The following is a 19,780-nucleotide window of genomic DNA, read 5'->3' as shown; positions in this document are numbered from 1 at the left end:
TCAGCGATACCTGAACCGATACCAGACCATGCCCAGATACTCATGCAGGGCAAAACGGGTGCGCTCCAGGGCCGCTGACTGGGGAATCAGGCCGCGCCCGTCGAACCCGGCCGCCGCCTGCTGATCCGGGCGGCGGGAATAGGTGGGCATGGCGGACACGGTCAACCCCGTCTGCTCGAAGCACCAGCGGGCCCGGGGCACATGCACGGCGTGAGTGACCAGAACGGCGTGCTCGATCCCCTCGGCCCGCAGCAACTCGGCGCTGAACAAGGCATTCTCACAGGTGTTGCGACTTCGATCCTCCACCCAGCGTACGGGGACGCCCCATTCCTCGGTGAGCACCTGCTGCATCAGCTCCGCCTCGCTCAGAGGTTCATCGCCCCCCACCCGACCGCCACTGACCAGGATCGGCAGACCGGTTTGCCGGTGCACCCAGGCACCGTACCTGGCCCGTTCCAGGGAAAAGTGGTTCACCGTGTCGGCGCCGTATTCGGGGGCATCCACTCGCCGCCCCCCAGCCAGGATGATGATGACGCGGGCCGGGGCCGGGGCGACCTCCACGGCCCGGGCACGTTCTTCCAGGGCGCCGGTCAGGGCATGGGACACCATCGGCAGTGAGGCCACGTAAAGGAGCAACAAGCCCAGCACGACCAGCCCCCTCCCCATCCATGTGCGCCGGAACAACAACCCCGTCACCACGAGGATCAAGGGGCTTGCGGGGGGCATCAGCAACAGTTCCAGAGCCATGCGTCTCTCCGCGGACTTGGCAGGCAATCGGGCCGACGACCGGCAGCGGGTCCGCTTCGGCATCGGCGATAGGACACGGTATGATCGGTACAAGCATTTTGCAAACGGAGCGCTTACCCATGACTGCTGTCATCGACCCCGGCCGTCGTCGCGCCCTCAAGACCCTGGTTGCCGGCGCCCTCGTCCCCGCGCTTTCCGGCTTGCCCGGCCCGGCCGGCGCGGCCCATGCACCTCGCGTCGGCCTCGCGCTGGGAAGCGGTGGCGCCCGTGGCCTGGCCCATGTCCTCGTCTTCGAAGTGCTGGAAGAACTGGGCGTGACCCCGCACCGGATCGCCGGCTCCAGTATCGGCGCCATCATGGGGGCGCTCTACGCGGCAGGCCTGTCGTCCGGAGATATTCACGATGCCATCGACACCCTCACGGTGGCCCACGACGAATCCTGGTTCGATTCCCTGCTGAACCGGGAATGGACCCGCTGGATCAAATTCGTGGAGCCCTTTGGCGCCAAGGGCGGGCTGATGAAATCGGACGCCTTCGTCAAATTTCTCGGCGAGACCGCCGGCGTCAACCGCTTCGAGGAACTCAAGATACCCCTGCAGGTGGTTGCCACCAACTTCTGGGAACGGCGCATGGCGGTCTTTGACAGCGGCGAGATCTGGCCCGCGGTTCAGGGCAGCATGGCCATGCCGGGACTGTTCAGTCCGGTCAGCCTGGGCGACAAGGTTCTGGTGGACGGCGGCCTGACCAATCCCGTCCCCTACGACCTGCTGCTGGAGGATTGCGACATCACCATCGCCGTGGACGTACTGGGCATGCGCGAGCCCGGCAATGGCAGTGACAATGGGGGCGGCAACGGCAACCCGTCCTATTTCGACAACAGCTTCAACACCTTCCAGATCATGCAGTTCTCGATCCTGGAGGAAAAGCTCAGACGGGTCCGGCCGGACATCCTGATCCGACCGAAAATCAGCAATGTGCGGGTACTGGAGTTCCATCGCTTCGAGAGCATCTTCGAACAGTCCCGCCCGGCGACGGATCAGTTGCGGAGTGAACTGAAGACACTGCTCGAAAAGCGCTGAATCCACAACCTGACGAACCCTCATGATCTCCCTCAGACATCGATTGGCCGAATTCGGCTTCATCGCCAACGAGGATTACAGCTATCCGGTGCGATGCCTGCTCTCCGCCCGGGTGGAGCACCTGCGCTGCCTCAACATCGAGGGCACCAGCGGGCGACGCCGTGCGGCCTTCGCCCACGCCCTTGGACAGGCACTGGCTTTCGAGCATATCCTGTACCACGAATACACCCCGCCGCGACCGGAAGCCCCCGTGCGCATCCCGGTCGATCCGGATGAGGAAGGCGCCGGAGAATACCCGGCGGATCCTGTGGACCGGATCCTGGGCGAGGCCTGCGCCCGCAGCGAAGGAGAGCCGGCCCTGCTGATCCTGGACCAGCTCCACCGGGCGCCCTTTGCCGAGCATCTGCGACTGGCGGAATTCATCCGCACCGGGTTCTGGTATGCCGGCGATCTCCCCCTCAAGGCCCATCCGGGTCATCTGCTGATCTTTCTCATCTCCGACGAGCCCCTGTTCCACAGCCTGCGGCAGATGAGTTTCAAGGTCTGGGTGGACCCCGAGGTGCAGGCCCCTGCACTGACACCGGAAGCGCTCGGCCTGCCGCCGCAGGCTCGCACCCTGCTGCAGGCACTCGGGACCCTCTTCGAGGCCCTGCAACTGCATCCCAACCTGAACGAATACGCCCGGGTCATCCACGATATCCATGTCAACGTCAATGACCTGGAAGACCTGCGTCATTCCCTTTACGGCTGGGTGGAGGGCGTGGACCGTGAGCGGTTGATGTCACCGAGCATGACTCACGTCCTGGAGACCCAGCTGGCCGTCATCCGTCACTATCTTCATCCCGGGGAAGCCCCCGCCGACTGGAGCGCCGACGACGACTGACGCCCCGAACCCCGATCCGTTATGATCAGGGACCCTGAACCACTGATTGCCATTGATCAAGTCATGACTCCAGAACAGGTACAAACGCTCATCGCCGCCGGACTGCCCGACGCCCAAGTCACCGTCAGCGGTCAGGAAGGCCATTTCGAGGCCGTGGTCGTCTGCGCGTCCTTCGCCGGACTCAGCCGCCTCAAGCGGGAACAGATGGTCAATGCCACCGTCAGACAGGAAATCACCAGTGGTGCCCTGCACGCCCTGTCCATCCGCCCCATGACCCCTGAGGAATGGGCGCAGAAGCATCCGAACGCCTGATTTCACCGACGCCGCAGAACCTACGGAAACCCCCCATGAAATTCGAGACCCAGGCCATTCACGCCGGCTTCAGCCCCGACCCCACCACCAAGGCCGTGGCCGTGCCCATCTACCAGACCACGTCCTATGCCTTCGACGACACCCAGCATGGGGCGGACCTGTTCGACCTGAAGGTGGCGGGCAACATCTACACCCGCATCATGAACCCCACCACGGACGTCCTGGAAAAGCGCCTGGCCGCCCTGGAAGGCGGGGTGGGCGCCTTGGCCCTGGCCTCGGGCATGGCCGCCATCACCTACGCCATCATGACCATCGCCGAGGCGGGACATAACATCGTCACCACCAGCACCCTTTACGGCGGCACCTACAACCTGTTCGCCCACACCCTGCCCCGTTACGGCATCGAGGTCCGCTTTGCCGCCCCCGGCGACCTGGACGGCATGCGCGCATTGATGGACGACAACACTCGGGCGGTGTTCTGTGAATCCATCGGCAACCCGGCCGGCAACGTGGCCGACCTGCAAGCCCTGGCGGACATGGCCCACGCCCACGGCGTGCCGCTGATCGTGGACAGTACCGTCGCCACCCCCTACCTGTGCCGCCCCTTCGAGCACGGCGCCGACATCGTAGTGCACGCCCTCACCAAGTACATGGGCGGACACGGCACCACCGTGGCCGGAGCCATCGTCGATTCGGGCAACTTCCCCTGGGCCGAGCACAAGGACCGCTTCATTCGCCTGTGCGAACCGGACCGGTCCTACCATGGCGTGGTCTACACCGAGGCCTTCGGTGCCGCCGCCTACATCGGCCGCGCCCGGGTCGTGCCCCTGCGCAACATGGGCGCGGCCCTGTCCCCATTCAACAGTTTCCTGATCCTGCAGGGCATCGAAACCCTCGCGGTGCGTATGGACCGGCACTGCGACAACGCCATGGCGGTGGCCCGTTTCCTCAAGGAACACCCGAACGTGAGCTGGGTACGCTTTGCCGGTCTGGAGGACCATCCGGATCATGCCCTGGCGCAAAAGTATATGGACGGCCGCGCCGCCAGCATCCTGTCCTTCGGCATCAAGGGTGGCCGCGAGGCGGGTGCCCGCTTCATCGACGCCCTGAACCTGGCCGTGCGCCTGGTGAACATCGGCGACACGAAGACCCTGGCCTGCCACCCGGCCACCACCACCCATCGCCAACTGTCGCCGGAAGAGCTGCAAAAGGCCGGTGTTTCCGAGGACATGGTCAGGCTTTCCATTGGCATCGAACACGTGGATGATATCCTTGCAGACCTGGACCAGGCCCTGGCGGCCGCCGGCTGAATGCGGCTACCGGCCCGGTCCGCGTCCAATCCGCCATCAGGAATCACGTCACCATGGCAGCCAGCACCGATGCCCCCCGCTTCGAGGATCTCGTTCCCATCAACGAGCTTTCCGAAGCCGGGCGCAACCAGCTCAGGATCCATTTGCGCAAGGGAGTCCTGCGCGCCGGCAATAAGCTCAGCCCCGGCCATGATGCGACGGACCTGGTGTACCTGCTGTCCGGTCGCCTGAGCCTGGTGTCCCGTGGTGTGCCCGAAGAGGTGCGCGGCGGGATGGAGCGGGCCTGCCAACCCCTGTTCTCCGACCGGCATCAGGGGGAGTTTGCCGTTGCGGAAACCGACTGTATTCTCCTGCGCGTCAGCCGACAGATCTTCGCCGCCCTGCTGAGCCGGGAACGCACGGCCGGTGTCGAGGTGGTGGACGTGGATGTGGACGAAACCCAGGGCTCCATCTTCCGAGACCTCTACCAAGCCACGATCAATGGCCGCCTGGAGCTGCCGCCGATGCCCGAAGTGGCCATGCGCATCCAGCGCATGGCCCAGGACCCGGACATCGGGGTCACCGAGATCACCCAGGTGATCCAGACCGATCCGGTAGTGGCGGGCGCCATCATGCACGCCACCAACAGCCCCCTGTTCAGGGCCGGCAAGCCCATTAACAACATCCGCGACGCGGTCATACGCCTGGGCTTCAATGCCACCCAGAAACTGGCGTTCAACATTGCCATGCGGCAGGCCTTCCAGGCCCGCTCTCCCAGAACCCGTCAGCACATGCACGAACTGTGGGACCGCAGCGTCGATATCTCCGCAATCGCCTACGTGCTGGGCAGACACCTCAAGGGTTTCGACCCGGACCGTGCCCAGCTGGCCGGCCTGATGCACGAGATCGGCACCATCCCGATACTGAACTATCTGGACCGGCACAAGATCCATCTTAACGATGAGCAGCTGGAGCACACCATCACCAAACTGCGCGGCATGACCGGCGTCATGGTACTGAACTACTGGGGCATGGACCCCGAGCTGGTGAGCGTGGCGGAACATGCGGGCAACTGGCAACGGGAACACCCGAACCCCGGTGACTACTGCGATCTGGTGATCGTGTCGCGGCTGCTCAGCAAGCAGGGCGCCGGTCAGGGCGAGACGTTGCCGCCCCTCGACCAGGTTCCCGCCTTCCGGAAACTGGACCTGGGTCCCATTGATGAAGATATGAGCCTGGGATTGCTCAAGGAAACCGAACAGGAAATCGCCGCACTCAGGAACATACTCCATGGCTGACAGCATCTCTGCAGATACCCTGGCCGACCTGCAGCCATTGCAGGAACTGGGAGAACAAGCCCGCCGCAGCCTGGCCAGCAAAGCCACCGTGGCAACCCTAAAGGCGGGTACGCGGATCACCGCCGCAGAAGAAAACCGCTGGATGATCTACGCCCTGGAAGGACGCTTCACCTTCGTGGCCAGTGACAAACCGACGCTGATCGAGGCAGGCAGCCCCCGGGCGAAGCAACCGCTGTTCAGCGGGCAAAACCTGCGGGATTTTGCGGTATGCGCCACGCAGGCTCAGATCCTGCGCATTGACCGCAACATGTACGAATCCCTCGGTCAGCAGCAGCGGGAGGCGAATTTCGAGGTGGAAGAAACCATCCTCAGCCCCACGGAAAGCGCCCTTTTCGCCAAGATCTACCAGAACATCGTCACCGGCCGCCTGGACCTGCCGGCCATGCCGGAGGTGGCCCTCAAGATCCAGGGGGCGATCAACGCCCCTGATGCCGATGCCTACCGGCTGTCGCGGATCATCCAGATGGATCTGGCCGTGACCGGCGGCCTGGTCAAGGCCGCCAACAGCGCCCTCTACGGCGGGGCAAGCCCGGTCGGCAGCGTGCGTGATGCCATCGTGAGACTGGGCTTTGACGTCACTCGCCAGCTGGTCATCAGCATCGCCATGAAACAGGTCTTCAGGACGGACGTACCCGGCCTGAAGCAACGGATGAAGGCACTCTGGGACCGCAGCGTCCATGTCTCCGCCCTGAGCTACGTGCTGGCCCGCCATACCCGGCGTTTCGACCCGGAGCATGCCATGCTTGCAGGGCTGCTCTATCAGGTCGGCATGGTACCCCTGCTGGACCATATCGGGCGCAGGTATGGGGACATTACCGATACCGAGGTGGACAGCATCCTCACCCGCCTGCACCCGGTGGTGGGAGAACTGGTCATCAATTACTGGGGATTGGGTCCGGACATCTGCCTGGTGGTGCGGGAGTGCGGCAATCTGGATCGTAACGGTCACAGCACCCCGGATTACTGTGACGTCGTCCAGGTCGCCGACCTCTACCGCAGGGCCCATGACCGCAACGAAAGCGATACCCCGCGCTATCACCAGGTATCCGCCTACGAAAAGCTGGGGCTCCCCGAGCCTGACGCCGATATGAAAATCGACGTCATCCGCGAAGCCGAGGAGGAAGTCCGCGAGGTCATGGATTTTTTCAAGGGTGTGGCCGTGGGCTGAAGCGGCCCCGAGCCCGTCACGCTCCCTCAGCCGTACAGGACGACAGGACACAGCATGAGCCATACCCCTCATCGCCCAATCCAGGGTGAAAAGCTGCGCGCCGCCGACAAGGTGGCCCGCATCCCGGTCAAGGTGACCCCCACCACTCGGGTCCAGCGCAAGCCGCCCTGGATTCGGGCCCGCGCCCAGGGCGGCCCGGAGGTTCAGCGCCTCAAGCGCGTACTGCGGGACAGCCATCTGCACACCGTCTGCGAGGAAGCGGCCTGCCCCAACCTGGGGGAGTGCTTCGGCCACGGCACGGCCACCTTTATCATCATGGGGGACATCTGCACCCGGCGCTGCCCTTTCTGCGACGTGGCCCACGGCCGCCCCAACCCCCTGGATCCGGAAGAACCCGTGAATCTGGCCCGCACGGTGCAAGCCATGGGCCTGCGCTACGTGGTCATCACCTCGGTGGACCGGGACGACCTGCGGGACGGGGGTGCCGCCCATTTCGTCGACTGTATCCGTGAAACCCGAGCCCTGTGCCCGGATACCCGCATCGAGACCCTGGTGCCGGACTTTCGCGGCCGCATGGAGATCGCCCTGGAGATCCTGGCTCAGACCCCACCGGATGTCTTCAACCATAACCTGGAGACCGTCCCGCGGCTCTACCGCCAGGTCCGGCCCGGTGCCGACTACGCCTGGTCCCTGGCACTGCTCAAGGCCTTCAAGGCCCGGCACCCGGACATCCCCACCAAATCGGGACTCATGCTGGGCCTGGGTGAGGATTCGGCGGAAGTGGAGGCCACGCTCAAGGACCTCAGGGACCATGACTGCGAGATGCTCACCCTGGGCCAGTACCTGCAGCCTTCCCGACACCATCTGCCGGTGAGCCGGTTCGTCACCCCGGAGGAGTTCGATCGCCTGGCCGAAGCGGCCTACGCGCTGGGTTTCTCCCAGGTGGCCAGCGGCCCCATGGTGCGCTCGTCCTATCATGCGGACCGGCAGGCGGCTGCCTATGGTCTGGATACCGGCACGCAGGCACAACCCGACCATGGATGACGAGACCCTGCTGCGCTACAGCCGCCAGATCCTCCTGCCTCAGGTGGGCTACGAGGGTCAGGAACGGCTGGGGCGGTCCCATGCCCTGATCATCGGCCTGGGCGGTCTGGGCAGTCCCGTGGCCCTGTACCTGGCCGCCGCCGGCGTGGGCCGGCTCACCCTGGTGGATTTTGACCGGGTGGATCTGTCCAACCTGCAACGCCAGATCATTCACCGCACGGACCGCATCGGCCGCTCCAAGGTGGTCTCGGCCGCAGAATCCATCACCGGGATCAATCCCCTGGTGCAGGTGACGTGCATCGATCAGGCGCTGGAAGGCGACGCCCTGGCGCGGGTCATGGACGGCGTGGATGTGGCGCTGGACTGCTCCGACAACTTTGCCACCCGCTTCGCGGTCAACCGGGCCTGTGTGGCCACGGGCACCCCGCTGGTGTCGGCGGCGGTGATCCGGCTGGAGGGACAGCTGTCGGTGTTCGAACCCCGGGTGGCGGACAGCCCTTGCTACCAGTGTCTCTATGGGGAAGGCGATGAGGCCGCCGAGACCTGCAGCCGCAACGGGGTTCTGGCCAGTCTGCCGGGGGTGATGGGGTCGCTGCAGGCCACCGAGGCCCTGAAACTGCTGCTGGGCCTGCCCACGGTACGGGGACGGCTGTTGCTGCTGGATGCCCTGGTGATGGAGTGGCGCAGCATCCGGGTCAGGAAGGACCCGGGCTGCACCGTCTGCGGCGAGGGGGGGTGACGGGCTACCGCATCCCGCCGGTTGGCACCTCTCCCCTCACCCCAACCCCGCTCCCCCAAGGGGAGAGGGGCTTGATCCTGGTTGAGGCGCCTGGGTGGCGTGACCATCCCTCTCTCCTGAGGGGGAAAGCTTTCCGCGAGTCAGGACAGCTTCTGCTTGAGCAACTCGTTCACCTGCGCAGGGTTGGCCTTGCCGCCGGTGCGTTTCATGACCTGCCCGACGAAGAAGCCGAATAGCTTGTCCTTGCCGCTGCGATACTGTTCCAGTTGGGAAGGATTCTCGGCAATCACTTGGTCGATCACCTGCTCGATGGCACCGGTATCGGTGATCTGCTTCAATCCCTTGCGTTCGATCACCTGGTCCGCATCACCCTCGCCGGCCCACATGGCCTCGAAGACCTCCTTGGCGATCTTGCCGGAGATGGTGTTGTCCTGAATCCGCAGCAGCAACCCGCCCAGCGCCTTGGCAGACACGGGGCTGTTGCCGATCTCACGGTTCTCCCGGTTGAGGGCACCGGTCAGTTCACCCATCACCCAGTTGGCTGCCAGCTTGGCCTGGCCTGACAGGGCGGTCGCCACCTGCTCGAAGTACTCGGCCATCTCGCGACTGGCGGTGAGTACCCCGGCGTCATAGGCAGACAGGCCGTACTCGTTCATGAAACGGTGCTTCTTCTCATCCGGCAGTTCGGGCAGGGAAGCCCGGACCTGCTCGATGAAATCGGCCTGGATGTCCAGGGGCAACAAATCCGGGTCAGGGAAGTAACGGTAGTCATTGGCCTCTTCCTTGGAGCGCATGGAGCGGGTCTCTCCCTTGTCGGGATCGAACAGGCGGGTCTCCTGCACCACCGCACCGCCCCCTTCCAGGATGTCGATCTGGCGTTCCACCTCGTAGTTGATGGCGCGCTCCAGGAACCGGAAGGAGTTCAGATTCTTGATCTCGGCCCGGGTGCCGAGCTTGTCGGTGCCCTTGCGGCGGATGGAGACATTGGCGTCACAGCGGAAGGAACCTTCCTGCATGTTGCCGTCACAGATCTCCAGATAGCGCACCAGGGCATGGATCTTCTTCATGTAGGCCACCGCCTCGCGGGCGCAGCGCATGTCCGGCTCGGAGACGATCTCCAGCAGCGGGGTGCCGGCACGGTTCAGGTCCACCCCGGTCATGCCGTGGTAGTCCTCGTGCAGACTCTTGCCCGCATCTTCTTCCAGGTGGGCCCGGGTGACGCCGATGGTGCGGGTCGCGCCGTCCTCCAACTCGATCTCCACCTGACCGCGACCGACCACGGGCAGCTCGTACTGGGAGATCTGGTAACCCTTGGGCAGATCCGGATAGAAGTAGTTCTTGCGGGCGAAGATCGAACGGGGCGCAATGGGCGCACCGATGGCCAGACCAAACTTGGCGGCCATGCGCACCACCTCCCGGTTCAGCACCGGCAGCACCCCAGGCAGCCCCAGATCCACCGCACAGGCCTGGGTATTGGGCTCGGCCCCGTAGGCGGTGGAGGCGCCGGAAAAGATCTTGGACTTCGTGGACAGCTGGGCGTGGATTTCAAGCCCGATGACCGTTTCCCATTCCATCATTATGAGACCCCAGGTCTGCTAAACAGTTATTCAAAGCCCGCGGGGGCCATCTGATGCCACTCGGTACCCATCTGGTACTGGTGCGCCACCCCCAGCAGGCGAGCCTCGTCAAAGTAGTTGCCGATCAGCTGCATGCCCACGGGCAGTCCCTCTGCAAACCCGGCGGGCAGGGACATGGCCGGCAACCCGGCCAGGTTGACGGCGATGGTATAGATGTCCGACAGGTACATGGTCACCGGGTCGGCGGTCTTCTCGCCCAGACGGAACGCGGTGGTCGGCGTGGCAGGAGCCAGGATGACGTCCACCTGCTCGAAGGCATTGCGGAAATCATCGGCGATCAAGCGTCGGATCTTCTGGGCCTTAAGATAATAGGCATCGAAATACCCCGCCGATAGGGCGTAGGTGCCCACCATGATGCGACGCTGCACCTCAGCCCCGAACCCTTCCCCCCGCGAACGCATGTAAAGATCCATCAGATCCTTGGGCGCCTCGCAACGGTGACCGTAGCGCACCCCGTCAAAGCGGGCCAGGTTGGAGGAACACTCCGCCGGCGCCACCACGTAGTAAACCGGCACCGACAGACCGGAGTGAGGCAGATCCACGTCCACGAACTCGGCACCCAGCTTCCGGTAGAAATCAATCGCCTCATTGATCACGCGGGCCACGCCCGGATCCATGCCCTCGCCGAAAAACTCGCGGGGCAGACCGATCTTCAGGCCCCTGAGGGTGCTGTTGAGACAGGCATTGAAGTCTTCCGCCGGGCGCTCCAGGCTGGTGGAATCCCGCGCGTCGAAACCGGCCATGACGTTAAGCATCAGGCCGCAGTCCTCGGCGGTGCGGGCCATGGGACCCCCCTGGTCCAGACTGGAGGCAAAGGCGATCATGCCCCAGCGAGAGACCCGTCCATAGGTGGGCTTGAGGCCGGTGATGCCGGTGAGGGCGGCCGGCTGACGGATGGAGCCGCCGGTATCGGTCCCCGTCGCCCCCGGGGCCAGACGCGCCGCCACCGCGGCAGCGGAGCCGCCGGATGAACCGCCGGGCACCCGTTCGGTATCCCAGGGGTTGTTCACCGGACCATAGAAACTGGTTTCGTTGGAAGACCCCATGGCGAACTCATCCATGTTGGTCTTGCCGAGCACCGGGCAGCCGGCGGCCTTGAAGCGCTCCACCACCCCGGCATCATAGGGGGAGATGAAGTTGTCCAGCATGCGGGAGGCGCAGGAGGTGCGTACACCCTGGGTGCAGAAGATGTCCTTGTGAACGATGGGCACACCGGTCAACGGACCGGCCTCGCCCCGGACCCGGGCGTCGTCGGCAGCCCGGGCCGTCTCCAGGGCCTGCTCCGCCGTGACGGTGATCAGGCTGTTCAGACAGCCATCCAGGGATTCGATGCGCCGCAGATAGTGCTCGGTGAGTTCAACACTGGACACTTCGCCGCCCCGGAGGGCCGTGGCGAGTTCAGCGATGGTCTTGTCGTGCATGGGAAATTCCGTGTTTGGGGCCGTTGGACAGGTCAGGCGGGCGGCAGCGGGAGACCGTCCCTGATCATTCTATGACCTTGGGTACCAGATAGAGGCCGTCTTCCACCGCCGGGGCGATACGCTGGAAATGCGCCCGCTGATCCGACTCGGTGGGCGCATCGGACCGCAGGCGCTGAGACAGTTCCAGGGGGTGAGCCATGGGCTCGACACCCTCGGTATCCACACCGTCCATCTGCTCCACGAAGTCCAGGATGTCCGACAGGGTGCGGGCATAAATACCCAGGTCCTCTTCCTGCACGTTCAGACGTGCCAGATAAGCGATCTTCTTGACCTGTTCTTGTGACAGGGACATGGCGCGCTCCGGAATGTTTTCCGATATTCGTTGTTAAGCCGATTAAAGTAGCATAGTCCATGCCTTGCCCAAAGCCTCCCCCGGTTGCTAGAGTAGCGCCTTTCGCAGGCGACGCCCCAAAACCATCATGCTCAGCCGCATACTCGGTCTCCTTTCCAACGATATCTCCATTGATCTTGGTACCGCCAATACGCTGATCTACATGCGTGGCAAGGGTATCGTGCTCAACGAGCCCTCCGTCGTGGCCATCCGCCAGGATCGCGGGCCCGGTGGCCCCCGCTCCATCGAGGCGGTGGGCACGGCGGCCAAAAAGATGATCGGCCGCACCCCGGAAAACATTCAGGCGATCCGGCCCATGAAGGACGGGGTCATCGCCGATTTCACCACCACCGAGAAGATGCTGCAGCACTTCATCCGCAAAGTGCACAGCAACCACCTGTTCCGGCCCAGCCCACGGGTACTGGTCTGCGTACCCTGCGGTGCGACCCAGGTGGAGCGGCGCGCCATCCGCGAGTCCGCCGCCGGGGCCGGCGCCCGCAAGGTCTACCTGATGGAAGAACCGATGGCCGCTGCCGTGGGCGCAGGCATCCCGGTAGACGAGGCCCGCGGTGCCATGGTGCTGGACATCGGCGGCGGCACCTCCGAGGTGGCGGTCATGTCCCTCAACGGCATCGTCTATTCCGCCTCCGTGCGCATCGGCGGGGATACCTTCGACGACGCCATCATTTCCTATGTGCGCCGCAACTACGGCATCCTCATCGGTGAGGCCACGGCCGAGCGCATCAAGCACGAGATCGGCTCCGCTTATCCAGGCAAGGAACTGCTGGAGATCGAGGTCAAGGGCCGCAACCTGGCCGAGGGTGTACCCCGGGCCTTCACCCTCAACAGCAACGAGATCCTGGAATCCCTCCAGGAACCCCTGCATGGGATCGTCAGTGCCGTGCGCACGGCGCTGGAACAGACGCCACCGGAGCTGGGCTCCGACGTGGCCGAACGGGGTATCGTACTCACCGGCGGCGGCGCCCTGCTGAGGGACCTGGACCGCCTGCTGATGGAGGAAACCGGCATCCCCGTGGTAGTGGCCGACGACCCCCTCACCTGTGTCGCCCGCGGCGGCGGCAAGGTGCTCGAGATGCTGGACGATCACGGCGCCGACTTCCTGTCCATCGAATAGCGCCGGTCACCGGCACTCACACAGACCCCCGCAACCGGGCGGCCCCTGGCGGGTCCGCCTCGTAGCACCCCATGGATTCATTGCCGCAGGAGGGCCTGCTATCAAACAGCCGCTCTTCAACCTGGGGCCGTCTCCCGCCTTCCGGCTGACGCTGTGCGTGATCCTGTCCCTGGTGATCATGACCCTGGATCACCGCCACGACCATCTACAGCAGGCCAGAACCACCCTGGCCCTGCTGGTATATCCCGTGCAGTACCTGGCGGACCTGCCGGTACGGGCCGGCGACTGGTTGATGGAACAGTTTTCCACCCATCAGACCCTGATTGCCGAAAATCGCACCCTGCGTGAAGAGCAATTCAGGATGCGCAGCCTGTTGCTGCGCTTTGAGGCCCTGGAAACGGAAAATGCCCGCCTGCGGGAACTGCTGGACACCTCTTCGCGACTGCGGGAACAGGTGGTGATTGCCGAGCTGCTGTCCGTGGACCTGGACCCCTTCCGGCAGCAGGTCCTGGTCAACAAGGGACATTTTCACGGTGTCTATACAGGACAACCGCTGATCAACGCCGCCGGCGTGGTGGGACAGATCCTGGAAGTCAATGCCGTGCACAGCGTCGCCCTGCTGATCTCGGACCCCAGCCATGCCCTGCCCGTCCAGGTCAATCGCACCGGCCTGCGCACGCTGGCGATCGGCACCGGCCATCCGGAGCGCCTGACGCTGCGATTCATCCCCCCCAGCGAAGACATCGAGCCCGGCGACATCATCAGCACCTCGGGGCTGGGCGGGCGTTTCCCCGCCGACTATCCGGTGGCGAAAATCACCCGGGTCGAACGTCCCTCCGGCGAACCCTTCGCCGTAGTGGAGGCACGCCCCATGGCCCGACTGGACCGGTCCCGGGAGGTGCTGCTGTTGTGGCCCGCCGACAGGGAAGGATCCACCGCGCCGACACCACCGGCGGAGTCAGACACCCCGGTAGCCACGGAGGAGGACCATGGATAAGCTCCGCGGTCTGCTATTGGTCATTCCGCTGACCATCCTTGCGGCCTTTGTACTGACCATCCTGCCGCTGCCGGACTGGGCCATCCACTGGCGTCCGGAATGGGTGGCCATGACGGTCATCTACTGGAACATGGCCCTGCCCCGGCGGGTGGGTGTCGGCACCGCCTGGATCCTCGGCCTGCTGCTGGATGTCACCAAAGGGGCCCTGCTGGGCCAGCATGCCCTGGCCATGGCGCTGATCGCCTGGATCAGCATCCGTGTGCATCAGCGGATCCGGGTCTATCCCCTGTGGCAACAGGCCATCACCGTCGGCGCACTGCTGGCCCTGTTCAAGCTGATGGTCCTGTGGGTCTACGGCATCACGGGACACGCACCGGGCACCTGGCTGTACTGGGCCCCGGTGGCCGGCAGCATCTTGCTGTGGCCGCTGATCTTCGTGCTCCTGCGGCGAATCCGCCGCCGCTGGTGCCTGAGTCTGGCTTGAGCAGACGCCGTCAGCCCGACCGCATCCGTTCCAGCTGTTCGCGAAAGTCGTCGCAGGGATCGGTGATGCGCAATCTCGGCGTGAACCAGACCCAGTGATGGGCCAGGGGCGAGGCGGGCTCATACTCAGTGATCGACGCAGATCCTTCCCTCACCTCCACAAAGGCGAGACTCAGCACCATCCGCTCCGGTACCTGACGCTGCAGGTACAGGGGCACACCATGGTCCAGCCGGGCATGGCCGCTGCCGGCAATGAGGATGACCGGCCGCCCCGTAACCGATGCCATGCGCCGGGCCATGTAGGCATCCCGGGCGCGCTGAGCCTTGACCATGCCCGCCGCCCGAGACTCGGGCAGGTAGCCGCAGTGCCCCTCCAGAATGCGTCGGGTCAGGGCCGACAGGGCCGGCCCGGGCAATGGCTCGTCCAGTCCCAGCGCAGCCGGATTCTCATCAAGGACCTGGAAGCCCTCACGAGCCACCGCCAGGGCCGCGCCGCCGGAAAGGTTGCCCGCGATGATCGGCAGATCATGGTCCAGGGCATGCTGCACCAGGCCCCGGTATTCGTCCCAAGGCCATTGCCGCCCACTCACCCCGGCCCGTTCCGCCAGCACATCCGCATCGCGTCCCCCCTCGGCCCGATAGGCATCGATGGCCGACTGATCCTCCAGGTCGAAGATCTCGAACACCAGGGCCGGCTCAAGATCGGTCATGGCCTCCACCAGGATTTGTTGCAGGCGGTGATGATCCGGATTGCCATGGACCTCCCCCAGCAGCAGGAAATCCGCCCGGCGCAGATCGCCGATCAGATCCGTCTCGGCATCCCGGACCGGATCATGGTGAGACCAGCGCTGCCCCGCCAGGGGGTGACCCTGCAGATGGGGCGCCAGCCACTCCTGCCCGGACCATGACGGCAAGGGCAGGCACAGGGCGATGAACCACAGGGTACGGAACAACCATCGATGCAAAGACATGGGCAGGATCCTTGTGCAACCGAGGGAAGGTCGCGTTGTCAACGGTATACTATCGCCCCGAAGGCCCGCCAGGCCAAGCCCACAGACCGGAGACAGCCACCCGCCCCTCCGGCAGGAGACCGTGACTCAGCCATGGACCATGCACGCTTTATCGATACCCCCGAGGCACTCGAAGCCCTTTGCCGCGAACTGGAAACCTGCTCGTGGCTTGCCCTGGATACGGAGTTCATCCGCGAAAAGACCTACTATCCCCAGCTCTGTCTGATCCAGGTTGCCACGCTGGACTTGGTGGCCTGTATCGATCCTCTGGTGTTGGAAGATCTGACACCGCTCACCCGGCTGCTCCAGCGGCCCGACCTGCTCAAGGTCCTGCATGCCGCAGGACAGGACCTGGAGATCTTCTACCATCGGGACGGGACCGTACCCGCGCCCATATTCGACACCCAGGTGGCCGCTTCCCTGCTGGGACACGGCGACCAGATCGGCTACGGCAAGCTGATCCAGGCCGTGCTGCAGGTGGACCTGGAAAAGGGCCATTCCCGGACCGACTGGGCCCGGCGGCCCCTGGACCCTCAGCAACTGGCCTATGCCGCGGATGATGTCCGCTATCTGGCCCAGGCCTACCCGCTGATCCATGCCTCACTGGAGCGCAGCGGCCGCCTGTCCTGGCTGGAAGAGGACTTCCGGCGCCTCACCAACCCGGCCAGCTACGAACCCGCCCCGGACACCATGTGGCGCCGCCTCAAGGGTATCAACACCCTGCGCGGCGTCCAGCCGGCGATCGCCCGGGAGCTGGCGCGCTGGCGCGAGCAGGAGGCCATGCGGGCAGACCGCCCCCGCCGCTGGCTGCTGCAGGATGAGGTGATCCTGGACCTGGCTCGCCGCAAGCCCGCCACCCAGGCAGACTTGGAGCGTATCCGCGGCCTGCAGGAACAGACCCTGCGCCGTCACGGCCAAACCCTGCTGGATCTGGTACGGGCAGGCCTGGCGTGCCCACAGGAAGCATGGCCCGTACTGCCCCCCCGAGTCCAGCTGTCCCCTGCCCAGGAGGCCCTGGCGGACGTGGCCATGGGGCTGCTGCGCCATCAGGCCCAGCAAAACGATATCAGCCCAGCGGCCATCGCCACCCGCAAGGATGTGGAAAATTTGGTCGCCGGCGATCCCGAATGTGCCCTGCTCAAGGGCTGGCGTGCCCGCCTGGCAGGAAAGACCCTGCAGCAATGGTTGCAGGGAGAGCTGGCCATGGGGGTGAAATCGGGGCAATTGCATCTGGATTGACGGGGTTCTTGAGTCCCGCAGGTGATCTATACGTGTCAGGCACGCTAAACTGGCACTTCATTCAAAGACCTAGAGGACCGGCCTCATGCAGATCGGCAGCAACAAGGTAGTCAGCATCGCGTACACGCTCACCGACGAAGAAGGCCGTGTGATCGACCAGTCATCCGAACAGGCGCCCTTCGCGTATCTCCACGGCGCCAGCAACATCATTCCCGGCCTGGAAAAGGCCCTGGAAGGCAAGCAGGCCGGTGATGAACTGGAAGTGAAAGTGGCCCCGGAACAGGCCTATGGAGAACGGGACGACAGCCTCGTTCACACCCTCAACCGCAGCCAGTTCCAGGGGGTGGAGGAGTTGGAAGTGGGGATGCAGTTCCATGCCGGCGGCGACAACGGCGGCATGCAGGTGGTCACCATCACCGCCATTGACGGGGATGACGTGGTGATCGATGCCAACCACCCGCTGGCGGGCGTCACCCTGAATTTCCAGGTGAAGATCCATGAGGTACGGGACGCCACCCCCGAAGAGCTGGACCACGGCCACGCCCATGGGGCCGGCGCCGCCAACGATCACTAAGGGCACGGGATGACACAGAGGGCGCAAGGAAGCGCCCTCGCTGCTTTTCAGGATACGGGAGAACATCCCTGTCCAAATGCGCGTCAGAGAGGTCCGGCGTCAGCTACCGGCGGCCCATGCCGATGGGCCGGAAAAAGCAAAAGGAAGCAATAAAAAAAGCTGGGACCCGCAAGATGCAGGCCCCAGCTCAGGCAAGGACAGAACTCAGGCGTCGAGGGTCACATTGACGGCCTGCAGGCCCTTGGGACCCTGCTGAACCTGGTAGTTGACCTTCTGGCCTTCGGCCAGGGTCTTGAAGCCATCGGAGTTGATGGCCGAATAATGCACGAACACGTCGGCACCGCCGTCTGCAGGGGCGATAAAGCCAAAACCCTTCGTTTCATTGAACCACTTAACAGTACCGGTAGACATTGACTAAACCTCAATCTGATCTTTCAAGTTAACTACAGCTTCATGCAGCGGTTCCCATGCCGACGTTAAACGGACAACCTGCACCACTACACAGGAGCCAGTCTATCCGCTTAGCGGCTCACATGCTATAGCGTTATGCACGCCCCCGAGCCTATAAACGGGGAAAGCCCCGTGGCAAAAATGGTTTTTTTTCCCTTGCATCAAATCGTTGCCGAAATCGAGCGGGAAGGAAAAGACGGTGCATGAAAGACAAAAAAATATGCCGCCGGCGGTCTCGACGCCGTGAAGCGTCCCTCACGGGGCGCCCGGGACCGGGCGCCCACGGCATGAACAACTATCCACCACCCGCCTCAGGCGGCGGCGTAGATTCCCCGCCCGGTGTTGCGCAGGCGACCGTTGCGCTTGAGGTAGGCCAGGGTCTGACTGATGTTGCGGGTTTCGACACCCTGGGACGCCAGTCGGCTCTTCAAAGCCTTGGTACTCATCTCGCCCTGCTCATTGATGATCTCAACCACCATGCGACTCAAATTGGGATTGCCGTTACCACGGCCCTCGCCACCCTTCGCCGTAGCCTTGCGGCGTGGCGCCGTACGCCCGCCCAATGCCTGGATATCCTTGTCGATGGCCGCCAACTCGGCCGCTTGACGGGCCATCATGTCCTTGCGCCGGACCTGCAGGGCTTCCAGCTGTTCACGGCGCTCCTGTGCCGCGTGCTCTTTCTCCTGCGCTTCCCGCTGACGGGCCAGCTCATAGAGTTCTTCGGCAGACATGCTGTCCAAAGTCTTGTTCATTCTTACAACTCCTGCAAATGAGATCTTTAATTCGATTTTTTTGAAAACAAAAAGTGCATCGGGTTCCAAAAAACCCGATGCACTTTAGGCATACATGATTTGTAAAGCCGGAAAGGACTCTTCCTGAGTGGCGGCATTTTCCGCGACCCCATTGAAAATGTCAAAACCGCCGTGTGCTCAAACAGATGAGCCTGATGCCGCCCGGGCTACGACATTATCTTCAAAAACTAAATTAATAGTGCATGACCGGCATATGCGCCATGCGCTGAAAAGCATCGACAGTACGCATTCGGCCCATGAAAGACCCGTGCGGCGTCCAAAGCTGCCGTTGCGATCCTCCCCCCCTGACTTCCCAATCCCCCTTCATGCCGACCTGAAGAATGACCAGCCATGCCCCTTAAACCCGAACAACAGCAAGCCATTCAGGACAAGGCCCGGGAACTGTATGCCCGTGCGGCACGGCTCTACCGGCTTCCGGAAACACCTCCGGAGGTGCGCCTGGACCTGCGTGGAAGGGCTGCGGGGCAATGGCGGGTGACGGCCGGCCGGGAATCGCTGCGCTTCAACCCGCATATCTTTGCCCTGGACTGGCGCAATCATTTCCCGGACACTGTTGCCCACGAGGTGGCCCACAGCGTGATCTACCGTCGCTTCGGCCTGGGTCCCGGACGCCGGCGCCCCCATGGCCCGGAATGGCGGGAAGTGATGACCCGGCTGGGATTTGAACCCCGGGTCACCCATGATACCGACCTCAGCCTGATCCCCATCCGGCGGGCACCGACCTATCCCTATCGCTGCACCTGCCGGGTCTATGCACTGGGGGTGAGGCGACACCGCAACGCCCAGCAGGGAGAGCGGATCTACTATTGCCGTAGTTGTGGCGACAAGCTCAGGTTTGACCCGGACGCGAACGTGCTGGAACAAAAATCGGCCTGATACCGGTGAGTGCAGAACAACACTATCCCTTTGTACGACCTTCAAGGTCTTCCCAGCGAGCATAGGCGGCATTGAGTTCCGCCTCCTTACCCGTCAATGCCGCCTGCATGGCGGCGATCTCGTCGCCACCCCGCTG

General features: G+C 64.0%; 21 protein-coding genes. 14 read left to right on the top strand and 7 right to left on the bottom strand.

Translation table 11 applies throughout. From position 1 onward, the window contains the following. Complete coding sequence (locus tag LQ952_RS08625; protein ID WP_238622258.1) at positions 1 to 747, bottom strand: YdcF family protein; 747 nt, start codon at positions 745 to 747, stop codon at positions 1 to 3. Positions 748 to 866: 119 nt separating this feature from the next. Between LQ952_RS08625 and LQ952_RS08620 the strand changes: the two genes are divergently transcribed. The 8 genes from LQ952_RS08620 (at position 867) to LQ952_RS08585 (ending at position 8,619) form a co-directional block, all read left to right on the top strand. Then, positions 867 to 1,826, top strand: a complete 960-nt coding sequence (locus LQ952_RS08620; RefSeq protein WP_238622257.1) for a patatin-like phospholipase family protein — start codon at positions 867 to 869, stop codon at positions 1,824 to 1,826. A 22-nt stretch (positions 1,827 to 1,848) separates the two neighbouring features. Further along, on the top strand, positions 1,849 to 2,709 hold the full coding sequence (locus tag LQ952_RS08615) for a hypothetical protein (RefSeq protein WP_238622256.1): 861 nt from the start codon (positions 1,849 to 1,851) through the stop codon (positions 2,707 to 2,709). Positions 2,710 to 2,772: 63 nt separating this feature from the next. Beyond that, positions 2,773 to 3,021: a BolA family protein gene (locus LQ952_RS08610; RefSeq protein ID WP_238622255.1), complete on the top strand. Its 249-nt coding sequence runs from the start codon at positions 2,773 to 2,775 to the stop codon at positions 3,019 to 3,021. Between the two features lie 35 nt (positions 3,022 to 3,056). Continuing rightward, positions 3,057 to 4,331 carry a bifunctional O-acetylhomoserine aminocarboxypropyltransferase/cysteine synthase gene (locus tag LQ952_RS08605; RefSeq protein WP_238622254.1) on the top strand — a complete coding sequence of 425 codons (1,275 nt, stop codon included), beginning with the start codon at positions 3,057 to 3,059 and terminating at the stop codon, positions 4,329 to 4,331. A gap of 53 nt (positions 4,332 to 4,384) precedes the next feature. Continuing rightward, on the top strand, positions 4,385 to 5,608 hold the full coding sequence (locus LQ952_RS08600; protein ID WP_238622253.1) for an HDOD domain-containing protein: 1,224 nt from the start codon (positions 4,385 to 4,387) through the stop codon (positions 5,606 to 5,608). Then, the gene (locus LQ952_RS08595; protein ID WP_238622252.1) at positions 5,601 to 6,836 is read left to right on the top strand and encodes an HDOD domain-containing protein; all 1,236 of its coding nucleotides are present in this window, start codon (positions 5,601 to 5,603) and stop codon (positions 6,834 to 6,836) included. The genes LQ952_RS08600 and LQ952_RS08595 overlap by 8 nt, the downstream gene beginning before the upstream one ends. A gap of 54 nt (positions 6,837 to 6,890) precedes the next feature. Further along, positions 6,891 to 7,880 carry a lipoyl synthase gene (gene lipA, locus LQ952_RS08590; protein WP_238622251.1) on the top strand — a complete coding sequence of 330 codons (990 nt, stop codon included), beginning with the start codon at positions 6,891 to 6,893 and terminating at the stop codon, positions 7,878 to 7,880. Then, positions 7,873 to 8,619, top strand: a complete 747-nt coding sequence (locus LQ952_RS08585; protein WP_238622250.1) for a HesA/MoeB/ThiF family protein — start codon at positions 7,873 to 7,875, stop codon at positions 8,617 to 8,619. Before lipA ends, LQ952_RS08585 begins: the two co-directional genes overlap by 8 nt. A 140-nt stretch (positions 8,620 to 8,759) precedes the next feature. Here the strand turns inward: LQ952_RS08585 and gatB are convergent, their stop codons facing one another. From gatB to gatC, 3 genes are all read right to left on the bottom strand, one after another. After that, entirely contained in the window at positions 8,760 to 10,193 is a 1,434-nt protein-coding gene (gene gatB / locus LQ952_RS08580; RefSeq protein ID WP_238622269.1) for an Asp-tRNA(Asn)/Glu-tRNA(Gln) amidotransferase subunit GatB, read from the bottom strand. A 29-nt stretch (positions 10,194 to 10,222) separates the two neighbouring features. After that, positions 10,223 to 11,677 carry an Asp-tRNA(Asn)/Glu-tRNA(Gln) amidotransferase subunit GatA gene (gene gatA, locus LQ952_RS08575; protein WP_238622249.1) on the bottom strand — a complete coding sequence of 485 codons (1,455 nt, stop codon included), beginning with the start codon at positions 11,675 to 11,677 and terminating at the stop codon, positions 10,223 to 10,225. Between the two features lie 64 nt (positions 11,678 to 11,741). Continuing rightward, entirely contained in the window at positions 11,742 to 12,029 is a 288-nt protein-coding gene (gene gatC / locus LQ952_RS08570; RefSeq protein ID WP_238622248.1) for an Asp-tRNA(Asn)/Glu-tRNA(Gln) amidotransferase subunit GatC, read from the bottom strand. A 127-nt stretch (positions 12,030 to 12,156) separates the two neighbouring features. On the opposite strand from gatC, the gene LQ952_RS08565 reads away from it, so the two are divergent. The 3 genes from LQ952_RS08565 (at position 12,157) to mreD (ending at position 14,684) form a co-directional block, all read left to right on the top strand. Next, entirely contained in the window at positions 12,157 to 13,203 is a 1,047-nt protein-coding gene (locus LQ952_RS08565) for a rod shape-determining protein (RefSeq protein WP_238622247.1), read from the top strand. Positions 13,204 to 13,282: 79 nt separating this feature from the next. Further along, positions 13,283 to 14,200 carry a rod shape-determining protein MreC gene (gene mreC / locus LQ952_RS08560; RefSeq protein WP_347402063.1) on the top strand — a complete coding sequence of 306 codons (918 nt, stop codon included), beginning with the start codon at positions 13,283 to 13,285 and terminating at the stop codon, positions 14,198 to 14,200. Next, positions 14,193 to 14,684, top strand: coding sequence for a rod shape-determining protein MreD (mreD, locus tag LQ952_RS08555; protein ID WP_238622245.1), 492 nt, complete (start codon positions 14,193 to 14,195; stop codon positions 14,682 to 14,684). The genes mreC and mreD overlap by 8 nt, the downstream gene beginning before the upstream one ends. A gap of 10 nt (positions 14,685 to 14,694) precedes the next feature. Here mreD and LQ952_RS08550 read toward each other — a convergent pair whose 3' ends face one another. Next, positions 14,695 to 15,654 (bottom strand): ChaN family lipoprotein, encoded by a 960-nt coding sequence (locus LQ952_RS08550; RefSeq protein WP_238622244.1) that lies wholly within the window; start codon positions 15,652 to 15,654, stop codon positions 14,695 to 14,697. A gap of 132 nt (positions 15,655 to 15,786) precedes the next feature. Here LQ952_RS08550 and rnd point away from each other — a divergent pair, with 132 nt between their 5' ends. Beyond that, a complete protein-coding gene (gene rnd / locus LQ952_RS08545; protein WP_238622243.1) occupies positions 15,787 to 16,932 on the top strand; it encodes a ribonuclease D in 1,146 nt (381 codons plus the stop codon). An 85-nt stretch (positions 16,933 to 17,017) separates the two neighbouring features. Next, positions 17,018 to 17,506, top strand: coding sequence for an FKBP-type peptidyl-prolyl cis-trans isomerase (locus LQ952_RS08540; protein WP_238622242.1), 489 nt, complete (start codon positions 17,018 to 17,020; stop codon positions 17,504 to 17,506). 204 nt (positions 17,507 to 17,710) lie between these two features. Here the strand turns inward: LQ952_RS08540 and cspE are convergent, their stop codons facing one another. Together cspE and LQ952_RS08530 are read right to left on the bottom strand one after the other, a co-directional pair. Continuing rightward, a complete protein-coding gene (gene cspE / locus LQ952_RS08535; RefSeq protein ID WP_238622241.1) occupies positions 17,711 to 17,917 on the bottom strand; it encodes a transcription antiterminator/RNA stability regulator CspE in 207 nt (68 codons plus the stop codon). A gap of 350 nt (positions 17,918 to 18,267) precedes the next feature. Further along, the gene (locus tag LQ952_RS08530; protein WP_238622240.1) at positions 18,268 to 18,708 is read right to left on the bottom strand and encodes a hypothetical protein; all 441 of its coding nucleotides are present in this window, start codon (positions 18,706 to 18,708) and stop codon (positions 18,268 to 18,270) included. Between the two features lie 390 nt (positions 18,709 to 19,098). Here LQ952_RS08530 and LQ952_RS08525 point away from each other — a divergent pair, with 390 nt between their 5' ends. Continuing rightward, positions 19,099 to 19,644, top strand: a complete 546-nt coding sequence (locus tag LQ952_RS08525) for a SprT family zinc-dependent metalloprotease (protein ID WP_238622239.1) — start codon at positions 19,099 to 19,101, stop codon at positions 19,642 to 19,644. Positions 19,645 to 19,780 lie beyond the last annotated feature (136 nt).

The organism is Ectothiorhodospira lacustris (assembly GCF_022227785.1).
Lineage (GTDB): Bacteria > Pseudomonadota > Gammaproteobacteria > Ectothiorhodospirales > Ectothiorhodospiraceae > Ectothiorhodospira > Ectothiorhodospira lacustris.
This window is presented reverse-complemented; position numbering and strand designations above follow the sequence as displayed.